20 protein-coding genes are annotated in these 24,378 nt (G+C 44.9%); 13 read left to right on the forward strand and 7 right to left on the reverse strand.

The window, feature by feature from the left end:
* Positions 1–26 precede the first annotated feature (26 nt).
* Positions 27–4,310 carry an Ig domain-containing protein gene (locus ACUJFL_RS13590; protein WP_445427774.1) on the reverse strand — a complete coding sequence of 1,428 codons (4,284 nt, stop codon included), beginning with the start codon at positions 4,308–4,310 and terminating at the stop codon, positions 27–29.
* Positions 4,311–4,475: 165 nt separating this feature from the next.
* Between ACUJFL_RS13590 and ACUJFL_RS13595 the strand changes: the two genes are divergently transcribed.
* Positions 4,476–5,816: a dicarboxylate/amino acid:cation symporter gene (locus ACUJFL_RS13595; protein ID WP_445427775.1), complete on the forward strand. Its 1,341-nt coding sequence runs from the start codon at positions 4,476–4,478 to the stop codon at positions 5,814–5,816.
* 52 nt (positions 5,817–5,868) lie between these two features.
* On the opposite strand, the gene ACUJFL_RS13600 is transcribed toward ACUJFL_RS13595, so the two are convergent.
* The 3 genes from ACUJFL_RS13600 to ACUJFL_RS13610 all read right to left on the reverse strand — a co-directional run bounded on the left by ACUJFL_RS13600 (position 5,869) and on the right by ACUJFL_RS13610 (position 10,011).
* Entirely contained in the window at positions 5,869–6,537 is a 669-nt protein-coding gene (locus ACUJFL_RS13600; protein ID WP_445427776.1) for a thiopurine S-methyltransferase, read from the reverse strand.
* Positions 6,538–6,540: 3 nt separating this feature from the next.
* Positions 6,541–7,530 (reverse strand): protease SohB, encoded by a 990-nt coding sequence (gene sohB / locus ACUJFL_RS13605; protein WP_445427777.1) that lies wholly within the window; start codon positions 7,528–7,530, stop codon positions 6,541–6,543.
* Between the two features lie 102 nt (positions 7,531–7,632).
* On the reverse strand, positions 7,633–10,011 hold the full coding sequence (locus tag ACUJFL_RS13610; RefSeq protein ID WP_445427778.1) for a VolA/Pla-1 family phospholipase: 2,379 nt from the start codon (positions 10,009–10,011) through the stop codon (positions 7,633–7,635).
* Positions 10,012–10,245: 234 nt separating this feature from the next.
* On the opposite strand from ACUJFL_RS13610, the gene ACUJFL_RS13615 reads away from it, so the two are divergent.
* Positions 10,246–10,998: a YciK family oxidoreductase gene (locus ACUJFL_RS13615; RefSeq protein WP_226752058.1), complete on the forward strand. Its 753-nt coding sequence runs from the start codon at positions 10,246–10,248 to the stop codon at positions 10,996–10,998.
* A gap of 54 nt (positions 10,999–11,052) precedes the next feature.
* Here the strand turns inward: ACUJFL_RS13615 and ACUJFL_RS13620 are convergent, their stop codons facing one another.
* Positions 11,053–11,580 (reverse strand): H-NS family histone-like protein, encoded by a 528-nt coding sequence (locus ACUJFL_RS13620; protein ID WP_226752057.1) that lies wholly within the window; start codon positions 11,578–11,580, stop codon positions 11,053–11,055.
* A 350-nt stretch (positions 11,581–11,930) separates the two neighbouring features.
* Between ACUJFL_RS13620 and can the strand changes: the two genes are divergently transcribed.
* On the forward strand, positions 11,931–12,587 hold the full coding sequence (gene can / locus ACUJFL_RS13625) for a carbonate dehydratase (RefSeq protein ID WP_226752056.1): 657 nt from the start codon (positions 11,931–11,933) through the stop codon (positions 12,585–12,587).
* 26 nt (positions 12,588–12,613) lie between these two features.
* Here can and purU read toward each other — a convergent pair whose 3' ends face one another.
* The gene (gene purU / locus ACUJFL_RS13630) at positions 12,614–13,447 is read right to left on the reverse strand and encodes a formyltetrahydrofolate deformylase (RefSeq protein WP_445427779.1); all 834 of its coding nucleotides are present in this window, start codon (positions 13,445–13,447) and stop codon (positions 12,614–12,616) included.
* Between the two features lie 171 nt (positions 13,448–13,618).
* Here purU and tsaA point away from each other — a divergent pair, with 171 nt between their 5' ends.
* From tsaA to ACUJFL_RS13645, 3 genes are read left to right on the forward strand one after another with little or no spacing between them, the layout of a single operon-like run.
* Entirely contained in the window at positions 13,619–14,326 is a 708-nt protein-coding gene (gene tsaA, locus ACUJFL_RS13635; protein WP_445427780.1) for a tRNA (N6-threonylcarbamoyladenosine(37)-N6)-methyltransferase TrmO, read from the forward strand.
* Entirely contained in the window at positions 14,298–15,353 is a 1,056-nt protein-coding gene (locus ACUJFL_RS13640; protein WP_445425232.1) for a Kelch repeat-containing protein, read from the forward strand. Before tsaA ends, ACUJFL_RS13640 begins: the two co-directional genes overlap by 29 nt.
* Before the next feature lie 52 nt (positions 15,354–15,405).
* Positions 15,406–17,127: a proline--tRNA ligase gene (locus tag ACUJFL_RS13645; protein ID WP_306177971.1), complete on the forward strand. Its 1,722-nt coding sequence runs from the start codon at positions 15,406–15,408 to the stop codon at positions 17,125–17,127.
* A 101-nt stretch (positions 17,128–17,228) separates the two neighbouring features.
* Here ACUJFL_RS13645 and ACUJFL_RS13650 read toward each other — a convergent pair whose 3' ends face one another.
* On the reverse strand, positions 17,229–18,104 hold the full coding sequence (locus ACUJFL_RS13650; RefSeq protein ID WP_306177970.1) for an MBL fold metallo-hydrolase: 876 nt from the start codon (positions 18,102–18,104) through the stop codon (positions 17,229–17,231).
* A gap of 112 nt (positions 18,105–18,216) precedes the next feature.
* On the opposite strand from ACUJFL_RS13650, the gene ACUJFL_RS13655 reads away from it, so the two are divergent.
* The 7 genes from ACUJFL_RS13655 (at position 18,217) to ACUJFL_RS13685 (ending at position 23,973) form a co-directional block, all read left to right on the forward strand.
* Positions 18,217–18,966, forward strand: coding sequence for a sulfite exporter TauE/SafE family protein (locus tag ACUJFL_RS13655; protein WP_226752050.1), 750 nt, complete (start codon positions 18,217–18,219; stop codon positions 18,964–18,966).
* A gap of 22 nt (positions 18,967–18,988) precedes the next feature.
* The gene (locus ACUJFL_RS13660; RefSeq protein WP_445427781.1) at positions 18,989–19,390 is read left to right on the forward strand and encodes a rhodanese-like domain-containing protein; all 402 of its coding nucleotides are present in this window, start codon (positions 18,989–18,991) and stop codon (positions 19,388–19,390) included.
* A 9-nt stretch (positions 19,391–19,399) separates the two neighbouring features.
* Positions 19,400–19,801, forward strand: coding sequence for a YeeE/YedE family protein (locus ACUJFL_RS13665; protein WP_226752048.1), 402 nt, complete (start codon positions 19,400–19,402; stop codon positions 19,799–19,801).
* A gap of 12 nt (positions 19,802–19,813) precedes the next feature.
* The gene (locus ACUJFL_RS13670) at positions 19,814–20,224 is read left to right on the forward strand and encodes a DUF6691 family protein (RefSeq protein WP_445427782.1); all 411 of its coding nucleotides are present in this window, start codon (positions 19,814–19,816) and stop codon (positions 20,222–20,224) included.
* A 494-nt stretch (positions 20,225–20,718) separates the two neighbouring features.
* Positions 20,719–21,927 (forward strand): methyl-accepting chemotaxis protein, encoded by a 1,209-nt coding sequence (locus tag ACUJFL_RS13675; RefSeq protein ID WP_445427783.1) that lies wholly within the window; start codon positions 20,719–20,721, stop codon positions 21,925–21,927.
* A gap of 54 nt (positions 21,928–21,981) precedes the next feature.
* The gene (locus tag ACUJFL_RS13680) at positions 21,982–23,364 is read left to right on the forward strand and encodes a diguanylate cyclase domain-containing protein (protein ID WP_445427784.1); all 1,383 of its coding nucleotides are present in this window, start codon (positions 21,982–21,984) and stop codon (positions 23,362–23,364) included.
* Positions 23,365–23,601: 237 nt separating this feature from the next.
* Entirely contained in the window at positions 23,602–23,973 is a 372-nt protein-coding gene (locus ACUJFL_RS13685) for a DUF1840 family protein (RefSeq protein ID WP_445427785.1), read from the forward strand.
* Positions 23,974–24,378 lie beyond the last annotated feature (405 nt).

Below are 24,378 nucleotides of genomic sequence, written 5' to 3' on the forward strand. Positions count from 1 at the left end.
TTTTTTTGCTCAGTACCGTTTAAGTACTATCTATCATCCTTCACAGGCACAGAAAGCGAACTCACTAGCCCTGATGGTGACGTCACATTAATGGTTAAGAAACCATCGAGCTTTTCATTACCTGTAGCAGGTTCTCTAGTTAAACCAAAAGAAATGCTAACAGGCACACGGCTGGTGGTGTTCGGGAAGGTATATGCATCAGCACCCACGAACACACCATTATCTGCACTTAACGCCACCGTTGTTCCTAAAGGCATTGGATTATTGTAAATATCAGAAATAAACAATCTTAAAGAAACTGAAGGCGCAGCTCCTGAAGATAGATCGATTGCTGAAACTTCACATAATTTCCGACTTGCTGGATCAGATTGAACCTCTAAAACTTCTGGACTTAACGGATTACTATTCACCCGAACAGGAGTGGCAGTAACACCAGTAATTGCAGAGCAATCAGCTGCATACGTCGTTAAACGGAAGAACGCTTCTGCTCCAGACATCACAATTTCTTGGTTTTGGAACACATTGACTAACTGACGAGTACATAAGCCTGCATCCGCATCTTCCTGACGACACAATAGACCATTGTATCGACCATTCGCCGCGTTGAATAAGGTGTCATTATTGTAGTCAATAAACTCTTCAAATTGATCCCCTTCAGGCGTTGCTGGTGAACAAGGGTTTGCCGTATCGTCACAGCTTCCGCCACGGAATTGACCATCTTCGTTGTTATCAATATAGGCTTCGGTTAAATCATAGGCTGCAACATATTCACCCGTATCAAAGCGACCGTTACCATTTAAGTCAGCAAATGATTCTTCACCAATTGAATAAGCCAATATCGTCGCTCTGCCACCTAATGGTTGATCAAAAGTCACAGTGTCATTTCTGACAATACCCAACGGACATGGCTTACCACCGTCACACTTGGCGGCAATAGTGTTGGCAAAACCTGTGGTAAATGGTCTTGGATTTTGACTGCGCCACTTCACAGAACAACGGCCATCAGTTGTTGTACAGCTTGACTCCACTGAACCGCCCTCAGCGATAAAGTTAACTGCCGTACCATCAGGCACTGGATTATTAAAGTGATCCGCTAATGAGACGATTAAATCTACTTCATTACCATCAAAATCTAACGCGTGCACGTTGAATGCAGATCGTGCGACTGAGAAGCTATTTTGATCTGCCAACCCTGTGCTGACCGTCAACACATCAGAAGGCGCAGTGACAACCACAGTTCCACTCGTAACCGTTTGCTCACTTCTTGCTATAACTCGGGTTGGTGTAGGTACAATACCCGAACGTACCACAGTCTGCACAATACCTTCGCCATTAGTGAAACCATTAGTTTGAGCTAATTCTAACCCACCTAAAGCCGTGGCAAGAGTGAAGTCAACTTGACGACCAGCCACTGGGCTACCGTTTTCATCAATCAAACGGAAGCGCACGATGGATGTTTCAGTACGATTTGCACCGCCGGTGCCTTTGAGGGCAATAATAGGTGCAGACACATCTAAGAACTCTAATGAACCGATTGCAGCTTCAGAAACATCAACTACCACAGTACCACTCACGGTATTACCGCCAGTGATCACCGTAGCAGTAATTAAATCACCACCAACACAACCAGAAGCTCGGTAGGTTGAACGGGCAACACCACCAATGCTAGTCACTGCTTGATCCATCACTGCTAAACCGGCTTGCACACAACCAGAGGTAAATTCAACTCCCAATGGCGGAATATAGGGTTGGCCATTTCTTGAAATATCAACAGAAATTAAGGTTGTTGAACCCGCCGCTAAGGTATCACCTACCGCTAAGCTTGATGACACCACAATATCGACATCAACCGCACCAATTTCAAAGGCTTTAGTACGTGTTGTCGCAAGTGCGGTTACAGAAACTTCACCCGCGCCCACATCTCTACCCGCCACTAAATCTAACAGGGCAATACCGTTTGCATCCGTAATTGCTGTGCCCGTTCTCGGACTGATAGAACCTAGAGTAGTAGTCGCTGACACTAAAGTTTGCGCTAATGGCGTACTCGCACCTTCACGCAGCACTTCAATGTACAAGATACCTGGCTGCTCTGCAGAAATGCTGGTGGTCTCAATACAATTGTTAGGGTCACGGTTTGTTCTGAAATCACTTGGGCAGCTTGTTAATAGCCTGAAGTTTACGGTGGCATTTACTTGATTAGGATCAACCTCATCACCACGAGTATAGAAACCAATCGACGATGTTACCGCTTCATATTGTGCCGTTACTGTACCGGCACCTTCTGCTGTACCCGCAACCAAACTAATTCTGGCCTCGCCGAGCGCATTAGTTAACGCGGTACCCGTAGACGGACGTAAACTGCCTAAAGAAGAACTAAAGCTTACAACTTTATTAACAACCGGGTTAGCATCTTTATCGCGAACGGTTGCGATAACTTGACCACCGTTAGCCGCACTGATTTCACTGGTGTCAGTACCTGACACACTGGAGACAAGCCGTAATTCAACAGTAAAGTCAGGTGAGTCACCCGGTAGCGGCGTGTCACCTGCTGAGGTAAAGGTAAAGGTATCAGAGACAATCTCGGCGCCTTCGCTGTTCGTGTAACGCGCTTGCGCTTCCCCCGCACTGGCAACAAAACCGGCTAATAAATCTACCCGAGCAATACCATTCGCGTCTGTCATTGCGCGACCTGTCTCAGGATTAATCTCACCCGCACCATCTACGTTAAAGGTGACTAACCGAAACGCCACTGGCGTACCATTTTCGGTCACTAACGCTTCTAACTTACGCGGGGTGGCATACGCTACATCGCGAACTGCTGCACCGGCTGCATCCAGCAAGCTTAATGTCAGTGCACTGACTACTGTGTCATCACCCAGAGAATCAAACACAAAAAACAAAGCCTGAACATTGACACCATCAATAGTCACAACAGCTCGTATCTGACCACTACCCGCCACTTGGCCAGATAGGAGACTGAGTTCGGCAACACCATTTGAATTGGTTCTTGCTGTACCACTGGCAGGTGAGAGCTGCCCAATAAATGAATCTAATGAGAAGCGAACTAACTCATCAACAACAGGTTGACCATTACGAGTAAGTGTTGCCTGAATCTTACCCGGTTGAGTTCTAGAAACTGTGCGAATATCATTATTTGCTGCGTCTTTGAGATTCAAAGACAATATATAAGGGCTGATAACTTCATCACCCGCGCTTGTAAAGCCAAGATCTTGAGTTTTTGCCTGGTACCTTGCTTCGATTGAACCAGCGCCACTAATTGTGCCAGCAGTTAGAGTGACAGTGGCCTGACCAAGTTCATTGGTTAATGCTGTACCAAAGCCGGGTTGAATGCGGCCTAAAGAAGAAACAAAAGAAACGACTTTATTGACGACCGGTTGGCCTAAGCTATCCCTAACGGTGGCAACAACAATACCGGGCTGCGCGTTAGAGATCTGGTTAATTGTATTACCTGCTTGATTCGTCATCGCAAGATTGATACTAAAAGCGGTTTCATCACCTTGCACAGGTGTATCACCGGCTGTAGTAAACACAAACGGACTAGCACTCACGGTTTGCGTTGTTGTTGGAGCAAATGTCGCCGTTAATGTACTTGCGCCAGCTTCTGTACCGGCAATTACGTCTATGCGCGCAATACCATTAACATCCGTCATAGCTGAACCATTACTAGGGTTCAGTACTCCCAATGAACCGAGTTCAAACTGAATAAGTTGAAATGCACCTGGCTGACCATCGATCATCAAACGCGCTTCAGCAATGCCCGGTGAAAAATGCGATACCGAACGTGCGATAGTGCCATCATGCTTTAACAACGTCACAGAAAGCTCGGCTGACAAGCCACCTGTTACTACAGCATCGAAAACATAAGGAGCAGAAGAAACCGTTTGAGAGTCAGAAGCCTGATAAGAAGCAATTACTTGAGAAGAGCCTGCCGTTTCACCGGCTTGCAATTGAATTTCGGCTATACCGTTTTCGTTGGTTCTGGCCGTTCCCTCAGTTGGGGATAACTGACCAACGTTACCGTCTAATGTAAATCGAACTAATTGATTGGCTAGGGGCTGATTATTTTTTTTCAGCGTTGCCCTAAGCTTACCAGGCGCAGCAGTGGAAACTTGACGGACTTCTTGCCCTGAAGCATCAGTCAACGTTAATGCCAAAGTATAAGTGTCAGTAGCGCCGGTTCCACCAGAACCTGAACTACCACCACCACCACTTTCGAGCGTGCCTCCACCACCACAAGCTGACAAGCCCAAACATACAAAAAGTATCCATAACAGCCGGATGTTTAACATGAAACTCTCCCTAGCACTTCTTTTATAGTTTTGTTAATTTTGCATCTTAAACCATTAATTATCCAGCTGGCAGGGTTAATTTAAAAAAAATTTCTCTCTCTAGTGACCAAAGCTGGCACAAACTGGTAGTCTTAGTGTTTTATTACAACACAAAAACCACTATATATGACGTCAAATAATAAAAAACTCAGTCTTACCTTACGTATTGTTATAGGTATGATAGCGGGCCTTGCAGTCGGTTTCTTCTTTCAATTTTTACTAGGTGGTGCCGAAGAGCGCAATTTGGCTTTGCTTGGTCTGGATATTCCCTTAAAAGCTTTTTTTGTTGACGGTATTTTTCATGTTGGCGGCGAAATATTTATTGCCAGCTTAAAAATGCTGGTGGTGCCGTTGGTATTTGTGTCCTTAGTTTGTGGGACCTGCTCGTTATCTGACACCTCTAAACTTGGGCGCTTAGGTGGCAAAGCCATCGGCTTGTACATGATCACTACCGCAATTGCCATCAGCTTGGCTATTGGTGCCGCATTAATCACTGGCCCTGGGCTGGGTGTAGAAATGCAAAGTGATCAAACCTTTGATGTTAGCTCTGCCCCAACGTTAGCGCAGGTCTTTATCAATATCTTCCCAAGTAACCCAATAGAGTCAATGGCTTCAGGCAATATGCTGCAAATTATCGTTTTTGCCGTGTTATTTGGCCTAGCCGTGGCCTTGTCAGGCAAGCCGGGTGAGCGGATTGCCGCACAGTTTAATGATTTTAATGAAGTGATTATGAAGCTGGTCACTTTACTCATGAACTTAGCCCCCTATGGTGTGTTTTTCCTGATGGCGAAACTTTTCACCACGCTGGGTTTAGAAACTATCGGCAGTTTAGTCAAATACTTTGGCGTAGTGCTTTTTGTGCTACTGTTTCATGGGTTTGTGGTTTACGCCTTGCTGTTAAAGTCACTAACGGGTTTAAACCCAATTATCTTTTTAAAGAAAATGCGCGATGCCGCGCTATTTGGCTTTAGTACTTCAAGCAGTAATGCCACGCTGCCAGTGACCATGGAAACGGTCAATAAAAAGCTCGGTGTCAACAACAGCATCAGTTCATTCACAGTTCCACTGGGCGCTACTATCAATATGGATGGTACTGCCATTATGCAGGGTGTTGCCACTGTCTTTATCGCTCAGGTGTTTGGCGTCGATTTAAGTCTTGGCGATTTCTTGATGGTCATTTTAACTGCAACCTTGGCTTCAATCGGCACGGCTGGTGTTCCGGGGGTGGGATTAATCATGCTGGCGATGGTACTACAGCAAGTAGGCTTACCGGTTGAAGGTATCGCGCTAATTATTGGTGTGGATCGCTTACTGGATATGACGCGCACCGCAGTAAACGTGACCGGTGATGCGATGGTGTCATGTATTGTCGCTAAAAGCGAAGGAGAGTTTAATGCGGCTATTTATAATAATCCAAACGCCGGTGAGAAAGAAGAAACCATCGATTTCCATCATTTAAGAGATTAACGTTTTGTATCAGCGCTACCCACCGATGTTGCGGGTAGCGTTTTTCCTCTCTTTATGCCTGAACTAGATACACTTTTTCACATAAACGTGATGTTTCAAAACGACGCCGAGCAAAGCCTTGCCCGGTAATATCCACTTGTTCTAGCAATTGTACCTGTCGCTTTGCAAAATGCTGCTCTATCTCAGCGCTAGTGACACTAAAAGGTGGCCCTGCTTTTTCATCCTCGGGGTATTCTAGGCTGATCAGCAGCAATACTGCTCCCTGCTCTAACCAGTTATCTAATTTTTCAACATAACGTTGTCGCATTTCCAAAGGGAGCGCAATCAATGCCGCGCGATCGTAGATAAGGTTATTGGCGTTGACGCGACTATCAGGCAATTGAAAGAAATCACCTTGTAACAGTTGTAACGCCTCAGCTTGAAAACGAATAAAGCCCTTCGCGGCTAATGGATGTGCTGTTGTAACAGTATGCGCCAGCTGATTTTCAGCAAAAAAAGCATGACAAGCGATGTCCGATAACTCAATACCCAGAACCGGCCGCAAAGCCTGACAAAATAGCAAATCAGGGCTTTTACCACACAACGGTACCACGATTTCAGTCAGCCTTGGCTGCTCGGCCAAGATCTGCGGCAACCAACGCTGCAACAGCGGATGCGGTTGAGCTAATTGAAAGCCGAGTTTATTTTGTTGCCAACACGCCTGCCAAAATGCTGCGTCCATGTGTTACCACCAACGGCGTTGTTGCAGATTTTGCCAGATACCACTAGCAAAGCTTGCGCCACCTGCACCCAGTTTATCTGCCAAGCCTTTTTTCAATTGAAACTTCACCTGTAGTACTTTTCGCTCGGCAAACATACTACACAAGTAATCATCACTGGTTTGCAATTGATCTACCAATGCTAAAGCAAGGGCTTGATAGCCAAACCAATGTTCACCCGTAGCCACTCTGTCGATATCCAACACTGGCCGCTGTTGGCTGACAAAGTCTTTAAACAGCACATGGGTTTCTTCTAATTCTTGCTGAAATTTTTCACGGCCTTTTGCGGTGTTTTCACCAAACAAGGTTACAGTGCGTTTGAATTCACCCGCGGTGAACTGTTCAAAATCAACATCGTTTTTCTTTAAAAATTTATTGAAATTAGGTATTTGTGCAATAACACCAATAGAGCCAATAATCGCAAAAGGTGCCGCCAATAGTTTATCGGCAACGCAGGCCATCATATAGCCACCGCTGGCGGCTACCTTATCCACGGCTATAGTGAGTGGGATCTTTTGTTGTTTTAGCCTGTCTAACTGCGAGGCGGCTAAACCATAACCATGCACTACACCACCGCCACTTTCGAGCTTTAACAATACTTCATCTTTTGACGTGGCTACTGCCAAAATGGCGCTAATTTCTTCGCGTAACGCGTCGGTTTCTTTCGCATCCATACTGCCATTAAAATCAATGACAAAGAGTGTTGGCTGCACTTGATTTTTTTCTGCTGATTGGGCTTTTTGCCATTTCTTGAAGGCTTTTTTATCCATCAGTTGCTGTTGTAACAGTTGCTGATTGTGCTGATACTCTTCACTGAGATCCGTAATAGACAATTGACCTTTACGTTGACGCGTTTTCATCGCAGCGCCTGCCATAATGGCCACCACAATCGCTAATGCCACCACCAAGGTAGCAACCTTCGCCAAAAAAATGCCGTATTCATATAAAAATGCCAAAGCCTGTCTCCTTACAATGAGTAATAAAGGTGCATCATACCCTAATAAAAGCAACAGCCCGGTGCAAGTGCAACCGGGCTGTGGTTAAACGCTAAGCAAAGCTTAGTTTGCAATCACCGAAGTATCTTGAATACCAATTTGTGTACCACGACTTAAAAAGAACGTCACGGCTTGATATTGCATTTCACCGGTAGCAGCTGCGCTACTTGCAGGGCTTAAAATTGAACTGTGCGCACCCGCGTTAAAACGGGTAATCGCATTGCCTGTTAACGCAACACCTGGCGCTTGAGCGGGTACTGAGCCGGCACTTAATAAGCGTGCCAGTGGTTCTGTACCGGCTAATGCCATACGGCCATTGGCTAACGCCGTTAATGGATTAAAGAAGCCATTCGGGATCACTTGATCTGGCAATCTATCCGCACCATTACCCACTACTTCAATCATAAAAGTAGGTGTACCGCTGCTGACTAAGGCTTTTGCGTAGTTGTTTGGATCACCACTGTCGGTCACGGTTTGCGCAGCAAAGGCAAACTGACTTAAGGTGGCAGTAATGCGCGCTTGCTGTGCTGTATTGCCTGTTTGGCTTAAGCTAGCAAGGTACTGATTAACCACCGGCGCCGCACAAGTCGGCCAAGTTGCAGCGGTTGCCGCAGTTGGTGCACCGCAATCAGTATTGGTAGCCACATAAGTGACAAACTCACTGGTTAATTGGCCACCCGCGCCTAACATCACACTGGCTTTAATCAGTGGGCCAAATTGTGGCGAGTCTAATAAGAAGTTAGCAATACCACCACCTGGCATTGCTAATACCGAGCTTTCAACTTTAAACGCGGCATCTAAAGCAGCATTTCCGGTGGTGCTATTCGCTAACGCCACCATGCTGGTACCTGTAATGCCCCCTAACGAATGCCCTAAAAACTGTACGCGGCTTTTATCAATGGTCACACCGGTAAGGTTATTTATCGCAAAACGCAGCGCCAACATATCCGCAATACTTTGACGTAAATTATCCCGAGTCACCAACAGATTGCTCAGATTCATATAATCGGTTGCAGAGTTAGTGGAGGCATTAAACGTTAAGTTGCCGGTTTCAGTTGCTTGAGTAAAACCACGGCTGCCGTGCAACGGGTGATCAATGGCAATAGTGGCGAAACCTTGCGAAGCTAAGGCACCTGTAACAGCTAGCATATCTTCTTTTTTAGAAGTAATACCGTGCTGCAATATCACCAATGGCCAACCGGCTTCAGGCATTGAAATAACATTTCCATCAGGCACGGTCATCTGCACACCAACGGTTTCATAACTGCGGATAGCAGGGATCACGTTAAACTTAGTTAAATGACGAGCACTATCCACACCCAGATCGCGAAGCGCACCTGAAGTTACCGCCTGACAAAAACCGTCATTTTCAGAAACAGGCGTTTCGGGTTTCATACTAGCAGGTAAGGCTGCAATAATAGCACCACTGTCACAACGTGCAGTCCAACGCGTATTTAACGGCGCGGTCATATTCGCTTCAGAAGGTTTACCTAAAAAGTACGGCAGCGTTAAACTACCTTGGTACAAACGGGTAATAGTAAAAGCCGGCTGACTGGCAAAAGCAGGGTTAAGTTGCGAAACCGTCAAACCGGTGTTTTGCATAGCCAAACCGGTAGGTGCATAACCTGTTGGTGTTGGCGATGCCATTAACTGCTTTAAGTTAGCTAACACAACCCCTGTTGATTGCGTGGTAATGGCCGCAGAATAAATAATGCTGGTTTTGGGTAGCCCTTGATCACGCACCATCACGTTTTCAAAGCTGTTGATAACACCTTGTAAGGCACGCTGAGAATCCGTGGCCAGTGGTAAAGTGCTCAGGTCTTGTTTCACTAATTCATAAGTGGTTGAAGGTTTTACGGCTGCACCGGTGCTGTCTTTTAAACCGTTAGTTAACGCTAAAAGATAAGTCGTGGCAGATTCAAGTGGTTTTAATGGCACTACAGCAACACTGTTGCCACTACCGGCAGAAACGAAATCCACACCGTATTGTAATTCAGCAACAATTTTACAGGCGGCACCACGGGGTACAGCGCGACAATCTGTCTCAGGAGACGCAGGATCGCCCATTACGGCTTTAAAAACACGCACAGAGCCAGGTGCTGCCGCCGAGTCCATATTTAACGTCACACCAGCAGGAAAGCTTAAGGCAATGGTAAACGGATTTTGCGTAGACCAACCATCTAAAGCACCCAATGCAACTTGTGGATTGGTGTAATCAGGGGTAGCACCGCTATCAAGCGTGAGCGTACCATCAGTAGTACCCTGAAAAAGTAAATCGTTTGGTACAGAAACGTTGCCTGCTGTGGGGTCAAATATAACCCGTGCACTCGGTGTTACCGTACCTTCAACCGCTACATCTTGTTTGATATCTTCTATTGAATCACCACAGCCAGCTAAACCTAAAGCGGTGATTACTGCAATGCTTATTGCCAATCTCTTCATTTTATCTCCCCTGTCCATCACTGGTATTTTTTATTGCAAAGCATAAGTTTGCTTCACTTATTCTGAATTAGAGTGACTGCCCTAACGAACAGCTACGACCAGTTAAAGTTAACTCAAACTTTAGCAAATCGCTAGAGCAAAAAGACAGATAAACTGAAGTTTCATCAAGAAGAGTGCAAAAGCGGGTTTTTCCAAGTATCCTGTTGCCGTTTTTTTCAGTCAGGGGCTCCGTTAATGCAAGCACCAAAACACTACTCTGCGCCCGCTGGCGCACTGCTTAATAAAGTTATTTTAGTTACTGGCGCCGGTGATGGCATTGGCAAAACTGCCGCTTTAACCTACGCCCGTTTTGGGGCGACAGTTATTTTATTGGGTAAAACCACCCATAAACTAACCGCCGTATACGATGAAATTGTGAATGCGGGATATCCTGAGCCAGCCATCATCCCGTTAGATTTAAAAGGCGCGACCGCAAAAAATTATCACGACATGGCCGCTACCATTAAAGCAGAGTTCGGTAAACTCGATGGCGTATTACACAATGCAGGAATTTTAGGCGTGTTGTCGCCGTTCGAGCATATTAACTTAGCCAGCTGGCAAGACATTATGCAAGTCAATGTCACAGGCGCCATGTTGATGACACAGGCGTTACTGCCTGTTTTAAAGTTAAGTCAGCAAGGGTCTATCGTGTTTACCTCTTCTGGCGTGGGTCGGCAAGGTCGAGCGTTTTGGGGGCCATACGCGGTATCAAAGTTTGCTACCGAAGGTTTAATGCAAATTATTGCTAGCGAGTATGAAGACACTACCGTACGTTGTAATTGTATTAACCCTGGTGCTACCCGAACCAGTATGCGGGCGCGTGCATACCCGGGTGAAGATGCGGCAACGTTAAAAACACCAGAAGATTTAATGTGGTTGTATCTGTATTTAATGTCTGACGATAGTATCGGTATTAATGGCCAATCGTTAGATGCACAGATTAAATAAACAGACATAAAAAAACCGGCAATGCCGGTTTTTTTATGTCTTATCGTTGCCGTATTAACGTGGCTCTAATATCTCAGCACCGTTTTCAGCAGCCCAAGCATTCCAAACGACCACTTTGCTATTAAAGTTGGCGGTAGCTTGCTCTGTCGCTTCATCTAATAAACGTTCAATATCTTTAGCGAACTTTTTATCGACTTTATTCACCGGCACAACTTCAATACCCCGTGCTTGTAACCCTTTTTTCATGGTGTGAGTACGCAGTAATTGTAATTGGCCATCTTCAACATAGAAATACTGGCTGGCTTTGTTTAACGTTTTAAACTTTGGTTTAACCGGACGTTTTGATTCTTTGGCTACACTGACGCTCTCTTCTGGCATCACATCTTGTACTTGCTTATAGCCAAGCTGTTCCAACGTAAATCCTTTTTCGCGGGCAAAACGTTCAATTTCACTGATGGCGTCAATTTCAGATTGGCGTTCAACCAATACTGAATTTAATGTGTCTAGCACATCATTTAATTTAGCCAGCGTTAATTCTTTTGCGGCTTTCTTTAATTCACGCTTATCAAGTAATAACGACATTTTAATACTCCCAAGTAATATTACAGCTCTAGAATATCGAATAAAGTAAAATAATTAAAGTATTTCTTGCGTATTGAATAAATTAATCCAAATAATTATTCAGCTAGCGTTAATAAAAGTCATCTTAAATAATTAAAACTAGCTAGATAATGTAATAGTAAAAAAGTTTTAACTGTTAGTCTTATCATTTTGTTACTTTAACATATAAATAACCTTTTTAATTTCCGTGACAACGCCCCTAACAGTTAGGTAGGATCACCATGTTCTCACTCGTATTGCCGGCTGGTCGGGCTTGTCAGCAGCAAAAAAATCGTTATTGTGGCGCATCACGCCTTCAGTTGGATTGTTTAATGTCAAATTTCAAAGAGTTATTTATCAACAATCGACAATGGGCGGATCGGATTGAACGCGAGCAACCTGGCTTTTTTAAACAATTATCAGAGCAACAAGCCCCTGAATATTTGTGGATTGGTTGCTCGGATAGTCGTGTACCGGCGAATGAAATTGTCGGTTTGATGCCAGGTGAATTGTTTGTACACCGCAATGTTGCCAACTTAGTGGTGCATTCGGATATGAATTGCCTTTCTGTGTTGCAATACGCTATCGAAGTATTAAAAGTAAAACATATTTTAGTAGTGGGCCATTACGGGTGTGGCGGCGTGCGGGCAGCCATGATGAAACAGCGTGTTGGCTTCGTCGATAACTGGCTGCGTAATGTTAAAGATGTCTATGCCATGCATCGTAACGAACTAGATTTAATCGAGGACGAAGACCAACGTGTCAATCGACTGATTGAGCTTAATGTGATGGAGCAGGTGCGTAACCTGTGTCACACCACCTTTGTGCAAGAGGCATGGGAGCGCGATCAGGCTTTAACCGTGCATGGTTGGGTATATAGTTTGCGTAACGGTCGAGTGAAAGACTTACGAGTCAGTCACTCAAGTATTGATCAAATTGATGAGATCTATGCGCTCGATTTACATGACGATCCCAGTTTAGCAGACTAAACACCGTGGGGGCGCAGACATGCGCCCTATAAAATCACGGTTTTATTACCGTGCACAAACACCCTATCCTCTGTAATAAATTGTAGCGCCTCACTTAATGCCGCCTTTTCCACATCACGGCCGGCTTTTTCCATATCCAAAGCGCTGTAGCTGTGATCTACCGCAGCTACTTTTTGCTGAATAATGGGCCCTTCGTCGAGTTGCTCATTCACAAAATGCGCGGTTGCTCCGATGATTTTCACTCCACGCTCAAAGGCTTGTTGATAGGGCTTAGCGCCAATAAAAGCCGGTAAAAAACTATGATGGATATTCACGATACGATTCGGATAATGCGCGACAAAGCGGGGTGTTAAAATCCGCATAAACTTGGCGAGAATAAGATAGTCAGGCTGATAAGGTGTGATCACCTGTAACAACGCGGCTTCATGCTCAGCTCGGCTCAGCCCTTGATGGCTAATAAAATGATACGGTAAATCAAAACGCTGCGCCAATGCGGCTAATTCAGGATGATTACCAACAACCGCCGCGATATGTAATGATAGCGAGCCATCATATACTTTCATCAAAATATCACCCAGACAATGCGCTTCTTTTGTGACCAACACGACGACTTTTTTCGCCTGCCGGCACAACAAACTGCGGCTACTGCCTAGCGGTAAAGCCCGATCCAAATCTTGTAATAAGGTGTGCTCGTTAAAAATGCCGTCTAATTCGGTACGCATAAAAAATTGACCGGTTACCGGATCAACAAATTCAGTATTACGAATAATATTCAGTTGGTGCTTGTAACAAATATTGGTGATCTGCGCGATCAGCCCTTTTGAATCGGGACACTCAGTTAATAAAATACGCTGTTCCATAATGACACTAATTCAATAATAAAAAGACCTACGTATTGTGACAACTTAAACGTCTAGCGTCAAAGCCATTTAGACGCCCGGCAGTGGAGGGCAAGTTTACTTGTTGTTTTAACGGGGGGCTTGCATAATAGCTGATTGTTTTTCTGCTTATTAACCAAGATATTTCTGAAGATGGCTCAGTATCAATTTAAAAGCATCGGCTATATTAAATCACCCTATAAACAAAAGTTTGCCATACCAAGACAACCAGGTTTAATCGCAGAAGCCTGTGGCAGTATTGAATTAGAAGCTGACTATGCCGATGAAGGGATCGTGCGAGGTATCGAAGCCTTTAGTCACCTGTGGTTAGTTTTTGTTTTTCATGAAACGGCAGACAAGGGTTGGTCGCCGTTAGTCCGTCCCCCTCGGTTAGGTGGCAACACCCGAAAAGGCGTATTTGCCACACGCGCCACCTTTCGACCTAATCCAATTGGCTTATCGGTCGTAAAACTAGATGGGGTTACTCGAAAAAACGGTAAATTACAGATTTTGATCAGCGGCTTAGATTTATTAGATGGCACGCCCATTTTGGACATTAAACCTTATCTGCCCTATTCTGATGCGCTACCTGATGCAAATGGTGGCTTTGCCGATGCCGCACCAGAGACCATGATGACCGTATCAATGTCTGAAAATGCTGAACAATTTTGCCAGCAACAAAAGCACTATCCGCATTTACGCACTTTTATTGAAAAGGTTTTAAAACAGGATCCACGGCCACCCTATAAAAAACAACGGGCTGACATTCAACATTATGGCATGACCCTATACGAATTTAATATTAAATGGACCGTCGACGGAGAACACAACCATGTTACTGAAATCATGCAGCTACCTTAGCTTATTGGCCACCAGTTTTATTTGCTTCGCCCTGCCCGAGCTGCCTGAGCCTGTCAGTAATAATGCCGTAGCAGCCACCACAGTTCGAGGGAAAACCTATCTGCTTTCTGCAAGCGGCATAGGCCCAGCAAAAACCAGCGCACAGATCCATGATAAAGTGTGGTTACATACGCTTGGCGAATATAACTGGACAACCCTACCTATCTTACCCAATCAACAACGGCTTCAAGGCCGCATTGGGGCCAGTGCCGTGGCCTTAAACAATAATTTTTTCATTCTGGGCGGCGCTTTTGTACAAAGCGATGGTAAAACCACGACAGCAGCTGATAGCTACCGGCTCGATCCCATCACCCGTCGCTATACGCGTTTAAATGATATGCCGGTACCGGTCGATCATGCGGCCGCCGTGGCTTATCAAAATCGTTACATTTATCTCATCAGTGGTTTTAGTGAATACGGTGCCGTTAATGTGGTGCAGTTATTTGATAATTTCACCCAGCGCTGGTCGCAAGCAACACCATTTCCGGGTAAACCCGCCTTTGGTTTAGCTGCGGCTGTTGCCGCAGATCAATTAATTGTCTGTGATGGCGTAACCTTGGATTATCATCATAGCAGCCCACAGCAACAACCGGTGGCTGAATGTTGGGCTGGAAAGCTTGGAAACAATGCCAATAGCATCGCCTGGCAAAGCATTCCCCACCCCACTGGCCATGCTCGCTACCGTTTAGCCGCAGCCACCGTTAACGTCAACGGCGAAGAAATGGCCGTGTTTATTGGCGGTAGTAATGTGCCTTATCAACTGAATGGTCGTGATTATCAAAATCTCGTTGCCACCCCCAGTGCTGCTGTTTGGTTATATTCCCCAAAACAACAACGCTGGTTAGCCGCTGAAAATACAACAGCAATAATGGATTTAAGAGGTCTAATCGAGTTACCTGATGGTTTATACAGCCTTGGCGGCATGCTTTTAGAGCAAGAAGTCACAAATAAGCTCATTAAACATCAGATTAAACTTCTGCCCGAGTAGATCCGTTGTTAGAATGAGGGTAATTTTTTAAGTCTTTTTTACAGAGAGCCTCATGCGCACCAGTCAGTATTTATTATCTACGATGAAAGAAACGCCAGCAGATGCCGAAGTTATTAGTCACAAATTAATGCTTCGCGCCGGTATGATCCGCCGTTTATCTTCTGGTTTATACACTTATTTACCTACTGGCGTCAGAGTGTTGCGTAAGGTAGAGCAAATTGTTCGTGAAGAAATGAACAACGCCGGTGCCATTGAAGTACTGATGCCCATGGTACAACCGGCTGAACTGTGGCAGGAATCGGGGCGCTGGGAGAAAATGGACGCCGAGTTATTGCGTTTTCAAGACCGTCATCTGCGCGATTTCGTATTAGGCCCTACACATGAAGAAGTGATTACTGATCTGGTACGTCGCGAAATCACCAGCTATAAACAGCTGCCACTGAGCTTATATCAAATTCAAAACAAATTCCGCGATGAGCGTCGGCCTCGTTTTGGTGTGATGCGCGCGCGTGAGTTTTTAATGAAAGATGCGTATTCATTTCATTTAAGCCAAGACTCATTACAACAAACCTACGATGCCATGTATCGCGCTTACTGCAATATCTTTAATCGTCTTGGCTTAGATTATCGGCCTGTGCTTGCCGACACCGGCGCGATTGGCGGTAGTGTTTCGCACGAGTTTCATGTGCTAGCCTCTTCCGGCGAAGATGCCATTGCCTTCTCTGATACCAGCGATTATGCCGCGAATATCGAAATGGCCGAAGCAATAGCGCCGGCGGGCGAACGCCCAGCAGCAACGCAAAGCATGCAAGAAGTTGCCACGCCAAATGTCGGTACTGTTGCTGCTGTAGCAGAATTATTAAACATCAGCGAACAGCAAATTGCGAAAACCTTATTCGTTGTTGGCGTTGCCAAAGATGATGCACCAGCATCCCTAGTTGCATTAGTGGTTCGCGGCGACCATGAGCTTAACGAAGTTAAAGCGGAGAAATTACCGCAAGTTGCCGTACCACTGCAATTTGCTAACGAACAGCAAATTCGTCAACTGGTAAACGCAGCACCTGGCTCAGTCGGTCCTGTGGGTTTAACCATCCCGGTGATTGTTGACCGCAGCGCCGCACACCTTGCTGATTTTATTGTTGGTGCCAATAAAGACGGTTACCATTTAACCGGCGTCAATTGGGATCGCGATATCACTGATTACCAGGTTGCCGACCTTCGTAATATCGTTGAAGGCGACCCCAGCCCTTGTGGTTTTGGTCACTTAGTGATTAAGCGTGGTATTGAAGTCGGTCATATCTTCCAATTGGGTGATAAATACTCTCAAGCGCTTAAAGCCGGTGTATTGAATGAAGAAGGTAAACACCAAATTATGACCATGGGCTGTTATGGTGTGGGTGTGTCACGCATTGTTGCCGCTGCGATTGAACAGAACCACGACGAATACGGTATTATTTGGCCTGACGCAATAGCGCCCTTCCAAGTGGTGTTGATTCCAATGAATATGCACAAGTCAGTGCGTGTAGCTGAAGCCACTGAGCTGTTGTATCAACAACTTAAAGCTGCGGGTATTGACGTACTCTTTGATGATCGTAAAGAGCGCCCGGGTGTGATGTTCGCAGATATGGAATTGATTGGTGTGCCTCACAGCATTGTGATTGGCGAGCGTAACCTCGATAACCGTCAGGCTGAATACAAAAATCGCCGCACAGGTGAAAAGCAGCTATTAGATTTAGACCAATTAGTCAGTCAATTTACGGCTTTGCTCAAATAGCACCTACAACAGCAGTTTCGACTGATTGCGGGCTGCTGTTTTATTATCGCTTGGCGAGCTTAGGGTGTAAAATACTCTAAGCTCGCATCATCACGTGGTTGTTATACTTGTTTTAAAGGTATTTTAACGTAACTCATACCATTACTTTCTGCTTGAGGCAGTTGCCCAGCGCGAATATTCACTTGTACCGAAGGATAAATCAGTCGCGGTACAGCTAAGGTTTTATCACGTGTTTCACGTTTTTGCACAAAATCTGCTTCAACGGTGTCAGCTTTCACATGAATATTTTGCTGTTTTTGTTCGGCCACCGTCGTTTTAAAACGTAATTCACGACCATTCGGTTGATAATCATGACAAACATAAACAACCGTTTCTGCTGGCAACTGATATAAACGCTGGATAGAACGGAACAAGATATGGGCATCACCACCCGGAAAATCGCAACGTGCCGTACCGCCATCAGGCATAAACAGTGAATCACCTACAAACACATTGCCAGCAATTAAATAACTGACACTGTCGTTAGTATGACCAGGTGTATTAATCACCGTCGCGGTAACCGAGCCGATGTTAAACGTTTCACCATCCGCAAATAATTTATCAAAATAATCACCCGTGCCAATTAATTCTGCATCAGCAATATTGAAAACCATTTTAAACGTTTGCTGAACCTTCCGGATCCCCTCACCAATCGCAATGGGTGCTGCTGTCTTTTGCTTTAGGTAATGCGCGGCAGAAAGATGATCAGCATGAGCGTGGGTTTCTAAAATCCACTGTAATTGCCAGCCTTGCTCAGCTAAGTACGCTAAAATCTTATCTGCGGCCTCTGTGCTAACCTGCCCTGCGGCGGCATCGTAATCAAGTACTGGATCAATCACTGCCGCTTTAGCCGTTGCTTTATCAACAACCACATAACTGCAAGTTGCGCTATCATTATCAAAGAACATTTCAATATGCAGATTATCTAGGTTACTCATTTTTTCAGCCCTTACTTTAGTTAATGCTAAATTTTGATTGCAGCTTAACGAAAAAGCCCATAGAATGCAATTCCGTTATATGCATATTCCATAAAAGAATATAGGAGTGGCCATGTTGGTATTAATAGGTGCTTTAATCATCGGGCTTAGCTTGGGGTTATTCGGGTCAGGTGGTTCGATCCTGACCGTACCGGTGTTGTTGTATTTGGTTGGCATGCCCGCATCATTGGCCATCGCGTCTTCGTTATTAATAGTAGCGCTGATCAGCTTGTTTGGTTCAATCCACAATATGTTTCGCCGTTTAATCAGTTGGCGCCATGTTTTATGGTTTGGTGTACCCGGAATGTTAGGAACTTATGGTGGCGCTTGGCTAGGCACCTTAGTAGATAGCCGCTGGCAGTTATTAGTCTTCGCGTCCTTAATGGTGGTTGCGGCAATAATGATGTGGCGCAGCAAAGTCACGATGATTGATCAACCCAAAACGTTTCATCATATTAAAGTCATTGCCGATGGCTTAGTTGTCGGTGCTATTACTGGTTTTGTGGGGGTTGGCGGGGGCTTCTTAATCGTTCCCGCATTAGTATTATTGGCCGGGTTACCCCTTCATATCGGCGTAGCAACCAGCTTAATGATCATTGCGTTAAAATCGTTTGTCGGTTTTGCAAAATACTACAGTGTGTTTCATGCACAAGGCTTGGTATTTGATTGGCACGCCATCACTATCATGGTTGTGGCCGGTATTTTGGGAAGTTATGTTGGCGGTTGGCTCAATCGCAGATTACCGAAAGCGATCTTACAAAAGGGCTTTGCCGTATTCTTGGCGATCATGGCGGGTGTCGTGATTTATCAATCTGTTTTATAAACTGTTTTTTGGAGGATTTATAATGAAAACAGCACAACAATTAGTGGCCGAAGCAAAAGAACGTATCAAAGAAGTCGATATTCAGCAACTCGTGGCGCAGCTAGAAAAACAGCCATCAACGCGTATTATTGATGTACGTGAGCCTGCCGAATTTGCTCAAGCACACATCAGCAGTGTCGTTAACTACCCACGCGGTGTATTAGAAATGCAATTGGCTAACCACCCCGCCGTCGCGGCGTCAGGTTGTGCCGCAGAGTTAGCCTTAGCGCAATTAGCACAGGAGCCGTTGTATTTGATTTGCCGTTCAGGTGCTCGCTCGGCTTTAGCCGCGGAATCGTTACAGAACATGGGCTTTACTGATGTCTATTCGGTCGCGGGTGGCATGGCAGCCTGGCAAGAAGCAGGCTTACCCGTCACGCAATAAGGAGTCGTAATGGAGAATTTCACCCCGATATCTGCGCTAATTGGCGGCAGTTTAATTGGCTTTGGTGCATTGCTAATGATGACCATGTTAGGACGTATTGCAGGAATCTCTGGCATAGCCAGCCAGCTTATTTTTGAACGTGATGGACGAGGCTGGCGATTTGCGTTTGTGGCTGGCCTTTTAGTTGCACCACTACTGGTAAGCTTTTTTATGCAAGATCTCACCTTTACTACGCCTGACTTAAACACTAAAACCTTAATTGCCGGTTTATTGGTGGGTTTAGGCACAGGCTGGGGCAGCGGCTGTACCTCAGGTCATGGTGTTTGTGGTATCGGTAGACTATCTCCACGCTCGATTAGTGCTACCTTAGTCTTTATGGCAGCAGGCGTGCTGGTTGCAAGCTTATTTTAAGCAGGAGAAAATATGAAAACATTAGTGGCATTTTTATCCGGCTTATTGTTATCTGCGGGTATCACTATTTCAATGATGATCGACCCCGCAAAAGTAATTGGTTTTCTGAATGTACTTGATAACTGGGACCCAAGCTTAGCGTTAGTCATGGGCGCGGCTTTAGTGGTTTACTCTACTGGTTTTTACTTTAGCCAAAAACGAGCAGCCCCTTTTCTAGAAAAGGCTTTTTATCTTCCAAAGAGCACCAAAGTAGACCGCCAATTATTGTTAGGGGCATTAATTTTCGGTGTCGGTTGGGGCTTATTAGGTTATTGTCCTGGTCCTGCTATTGCCGCTCTAACCTCAGGTAGCACCGGTACCATCGGTTTTGTGCTCAGCATGGTGTTCGGATGGTGGCTCACTCGAAAAATTAAATTTAACTAAATCTATTTCCTCTTTAACGCCGATCTTAACCACGAGTTTTTTGCTCATGGTTAAGATCTAGCGCAAAAAACCTGTAAATAAATACCCCGCGACACAACATGAAAAGAGTAAACTTCCTTATTATTAAAAATATTTCATACCCTAAATCATAAGCTATGCAAATTGCATAACGTTTTACGGCGCAATGGTCTTAAGCGCGTTTTTTGCTAAAGCTTTAATTCCTTAGCATGATGTTACCGCTTAAATGCTATGCATGATTGGTATGCTACAGCATTCACAAAGGTACAGTAGGGCAACGGACTAATACTTCCGGTTATCTGGCTAGCAAGGGTAAGAGATAAGGTCATTGGTATGCTTAAAGATTGGCACATACCATAAACTAGTTTATTGTTTTACATTGATCACAGTGCAAACCTACCTCCTTTGCCTTGCACGTTCTGCACTGTTAAAAATACCCATGCTGGGCTAAACCAGCATCTTTACTGGAGCGGGTTATGACACTTTACCATTTGATCGAGCAGCGATTCTTTTTTACCTTAACCCGAAAGATAGTGGGTAATGTACTGTTTATTTCCCTGTTCTTTGCGCTGGCGATGTATCTTGCTTACCCTACCACTGATAACAAACAACTTTGGTGGTTGTTGCTCGTTGTTGGCAGTGCCGCTTATAGTTTTACTATCTTCTATATGTGGCATTTAATTGTTCGCCCGGTGCAGGCCTTAGTCAAAAATTTACACGACAGTAATCGCTCTGGCGCTGATCTTAGCCAACGTTTACCCGCCTTCACCTTTGATGAGTTCCGAACATTATCGGACGAATTTAACCAATTCGTTAGCCAACTTAGTGATGTGCTTGGCAATGTGCATCAACAAGCGCGCAATACGCATGAGATCAATGAGCAGGTATCTATCGCAGTAAAAAGTACTCGCAAAAACTTACAAGAAACTGAGCAACGAAATACTTTAATTCGCCGAGAGAGTGAACAAGTTATCAACTATTTAACGAACATCGTCCAAAGCAGCGATCAAATGGGCGATGTAACACAACTTGCAGTAAGTAAAGCTCAAGTTGCCAGCACGCAAATGCAGCAACTTAATCAACAACTTGCGGCGATTGCTCGATTGCTTGACTCTTTTGCCGCCACTATTAACGGTTTACAAAAAAACTCCGAAAATGTCCGACAGATTTTAGTTATGGTTGAAGGGTTCTCGGATCAAACCAATTTACTGGCTTTAAACGCTGCCATCGAAGCAGCTCGAGCGGGCGATGCGGGTCGTGGATTTGCCGTTGTTGCCGACGAAGTCCGAACACTGGCAGCCAAAGTGAATGAAGCAACGAAGCAAATTTCTGGTTTTTTGAATGATATGGAGCGCTTGGTAAAAGAAACAAAAGAAGAATCCACTAGCTTAAATCAACAAGCAAAAGATGCTCAAAATCAGATCAATGAAACGAATCAAGAATTTGCTTTATTACAGCAAGAGTTGGTGACGGCTCAGGGTGGTATGAAAACCATCACTGGCAGCGTATCTAACCTTGAAGAAAAATATCAACAAACCCACGAGCATTTAAGTGCGATCCAGCAGATCACCAATCAAGCTTATCAACAAATGGCTTCGATTGACGATGCCGCTAAAAGCTTACTAGAAGGTACCTCGACCACAGAACAACAACTTGGACGCTTTGCACGCAAAGCCAGTTATTGAACAAGCTTTATATAGGATAATTATGCCGCTATTTAATATTGTAAAACTGCCTGTATGAAGCCAGTCTTCGGCATTACTAGCCGTCATAAAAAATCACTTTTGCTTTGTGCATTGTTGGCCTTTATCGTCAGTGCGGTATTATTAGTCGAGTATTTTTATCGTAACTATACTGAACTGATGCAAATTCACCATCATGAGCGACTCAGTCAGCAGTTATCCTCGGTTCGAGCCAATCTTGAGTCTGAATTAAATTCAAATATTTTTTTAGCCGATAGCTTAGCGACAATGATTTCGGTGAATCCGAAATCAAATATCGAACAATGGACACGAATGGCTGAAGCCTTATATTTAAAGTCCAGTAGTTTACGCAATATCGCTTTAGCTCCCGATAACGTGATCCGTTTTGTCTATCCCTTAACAGGTAATGAAAGTGTTATAGGCTTTGATTACCGCCAGTCACCGGAACAATTACACACTGTCGAATTAGCTAAGCAGCGACAAGAGGTTTTTATTGCAGGGCCATTAACATTAATACAAGGCAACCAAGCCATTATTGCTCGGATGCCTATCTTTACCGATCCCCCCTTTAACCAGCAATATTGGGGTACCTGTAGCGCGGTTTTAGATATAAATAAACTGTTCAAATTAGCCGGTGTTGATGAACTCGCCGCAAACTCTCGCTTGGCTATTCGAGGCAAAGATGGTTTAGGCGCAAATGGCGAGGTTTTTTTCGGTGACGAGAGTGTGTTTGACGAAGCCTTTACCACTGAAACGATCCGGTTGATCAACGGCAGTTGGTTGATGGCAATTGCTGAACTACCGGGAAAACCTTATAGCGGCGAAGGAATAGCGTCGTCATACATTCGCGTAATTGGTTACGGTTTTAGTTTGTTACTACTGCTGGTTTTTATAAGCTTATTTTATAGTTACCATCTAGCACGAAAAAACTCTCTTCAAGATCCATTAACCTTATTACCTAACCGTCGTTTCGCGATGAAGTGGTTAGAGACGCTCATTAACTCTCGTGCTGAATTTTGTATCATTAGCTTAGACTTAGATAAATTCAAACTGATCAATGATCGCTTTGGGCATGCGATTGGCGATCAATTTTTACAAGAAGTTGCCAGGCTACTGCAAATTAATTTACGCAGTTCTGATGTTGCTTGCCGCTTATCAGGCGATGAATTTTTAGTGATTATGCCACGCATTAGCAAGCAGCAAGATATTCAGCCTATCCTGCAAAAAATCATGACCAGCTTTAAACGCGCGACTTTTTTCGCCAATGGTCAGCCAGTTGCATTTGAGTTAAGCCTCGGCACTGCCTTTTTCCCCAGCGACGCACAGGATCTTGAGTCATTGCTAAGCCAAGCAGACGTAGCCATGTATCAACAAAAAGCCAGTCACAAATTGTCCCTGCAGGAGAAAAAACAAACCTAGTCGTTTGTGATAGCTAAATAGCAAATCAGCCGATCAGTTCAGCTCGTGCGTCACTTACGACGGATAGGTATTCGCTGATAACAATACGTTACACCGCGTTAATTCGCTATCTATGCTTATCTGAACCATACTTAAATGCGAATCTTACCCTATGCGCTCCATCTTGCGTTAATCACAATACAGTGAGCACTGGCCGATAGCACGACCACTCCACAGATTAAAATAGAGGATTTAAAGATGATTACTTTCACAACCCCCAGTTGGAGTGTGCTATCTTATTTACAACAGTCCGGTGAACAGATGTTGCAAATGATGAACTGTAACACGCAAACCTATATGGCCGATTCAGCGCAGACTATTAAGAAATCTACCGGTATTATCCCTGCTGAAGACGTGGCAACGGCCATTACGCTTTTGCAACAACGTAGCCGCCTTGCTGATGAAGTCCAACAACAGCAAGATGACATGCAGCATGAATTAGCTGAATTACCCGCTGAACTTCAAGAAGAACCCTTGCCTAGCGCATCAACTCGCGCCTTTCCACTGTTAGAGCTTCTTCAAGCCGCCCATAACGCGCAAGAGCCGGTTATCTGGCAACATTCTACATAACACCCCTGCAAAACCGAACACCGCACTGTGATTGCGACAAGGCTCAATTTCAACAAAGCTGTGCACGCTCCTCTTTTTCATCCCTGAAAAAGACGTATCCTGCCAAAGCTGACTTCGCTATTAACTCATCAACAGAGTCTTGGTATCTGCCCCCGAAGCTTGGAGCTTGCTCTGGATTTTAGTCCCCTTAGAGCGAGCCGACTGATCATCGTTGGCCAATGTTTTAAGAAAACGTGTGTTTGAGTGCGGCGACGAAGCATAGCGCGAGTTACGTTTTTGCCTTGGATAACGCATGAGCAGTGGGGCTTTCGAGCGGAAGTGGGGTCGCATTTTCTTTGGATACTTTCTTTTGGCGACACAAAAGAAAGTATCTCGCCCACGGCGAAAACGTTAGGGGTCTTGGTA

It is taken from the genome of Alishewanella sp. HL-SH05, assembly GCF_052655985.1.

Coding starts and splice junctions, on each gene's coding strand:
- ACUJFL_RS13655 (WP_226752050.1), top strand. CDS start 18,217: ATGTTGGTATTAATAGGTGCTTTAATCATCGGGCTTAGCTTGGGGTTA.
- purU (WP_445427779.1), bottom strand. CDS start 13,447: ATGGAACAGCGTATTTTATTAACTGAGTGTCCCGATTCAAAAGGGCTG.
- can (WP_226752056.1), top strand. CDS start 11,931: ATGTCAAATTTCAAAGAGTTATTTATCAACAATCGACAATGGGCGGAT.
- ACUJFL_RS13685 (WP_445427785.1), top strand. CDS start 23,602: ATGATTACTTTCACAACCCCCAGTTGGAGTGTGCTATCTTATTTACAA.
- ACUJFL_RS13680 (WP_445427784.1), top strand. CDS start 21,982: ATGAAGCCAGTCTTCGGCATTACTAGCCGTCATAAAAAATCACTTTTG.
- ACUJFL_RS13670 (WP_445427782.1), top strand. CDS start 19,814: ATGAAAACATTAGTGGCATTTTTATCCGGCTTATTGTTATCTGCGGGT.
- ACUJFL_RS13620 (WP_226752057.1), bottom strand. CDS start 11,580: ATGTCGTTATTACTTGATAAGCGTGAATTAAAGAAAGCCGCAAAAGAA.
- ACUJFL_RS13645 (WP_306177971.1), top strand. CDS start 15,406: ATGCGCACCAGTCAGTATTTATTATCTACGATGAAAGAAACGCCAGCA.
- ACUJFL_RS13590 (WP_445427774.1), bottom strand. CDS start 4,310: ATGTTAAACATCCGGCTGTTATGGATACTTTTTGTATGTTTGGGCTTG.
- tsaA (WP_445427780.1), top strand. CDS start 13,619: ATGGCTCAGTATCAATTTAAAAGCATCGGCTATATTAAATCACCCTAT.
- ACUJFL_RS13665 (WP_226752048.1), top strand. CDS start 19,400: ATGGAGAATTTCACCCCGATATCTGCGCTAATTGGCGGCAGTTTAATT.
- ACUJFL_RS13650 (WP_306177970.1), bottom strand. CDS start 18,104: ATGAGTAACCTAGATAATCTGCATATTGAAATGTTCTTTGATAATGAT.
- ACUJFL_RS13595 (WP_445427775.1), top strand. CDS start 4,476: ATGACGTCAAATAATAAAAAACTCAGTCTTACCTTACGTATTGTTATA.
- ACUJFL_RS13610 (WP_445427778.1), bottom strand. CDS start 10,011: ATGAAGAGATTGGCAATAAGCATTGCAGTAATCACCGCTTTAGGTTTA.
- ACUJFL_RS13640 (WP_445425232.1), top strand. CDS start 14,298: ATGTTACTGAAATCATGCAGCTACCTTAGCTTATTGGCCACCAGTTTT.
- ACUJFL_RS13660 (WP_445427781.1), top strand. CDS start 18,989: ATGAAAACAGCACAACAATTAGTGGCCGAAGCAAAAGAACGTATCAAA.
- ACUJFL_RS13675 (WP_445427783.1), top strand. CDS start 20,719: ATGACACTTTACCATTTGATCGAGCAGCGATTCTTTTTTACCTTAACC.
- ACUJFL_RS13615 (WP_226752058.1), top strand. CDS start 10,246: ATGCAAGCACCAAAACACTACTCTGCGCCCGCTGGCGCACTGCTTAAT.
- ACUJFL_RS13600 (WP_445427776.1), bottom strand. CDS start 6,537: ATGGACGCAGCATTTTGGCAGGCGTGTTGGCAACAAAATAAACTCGGC.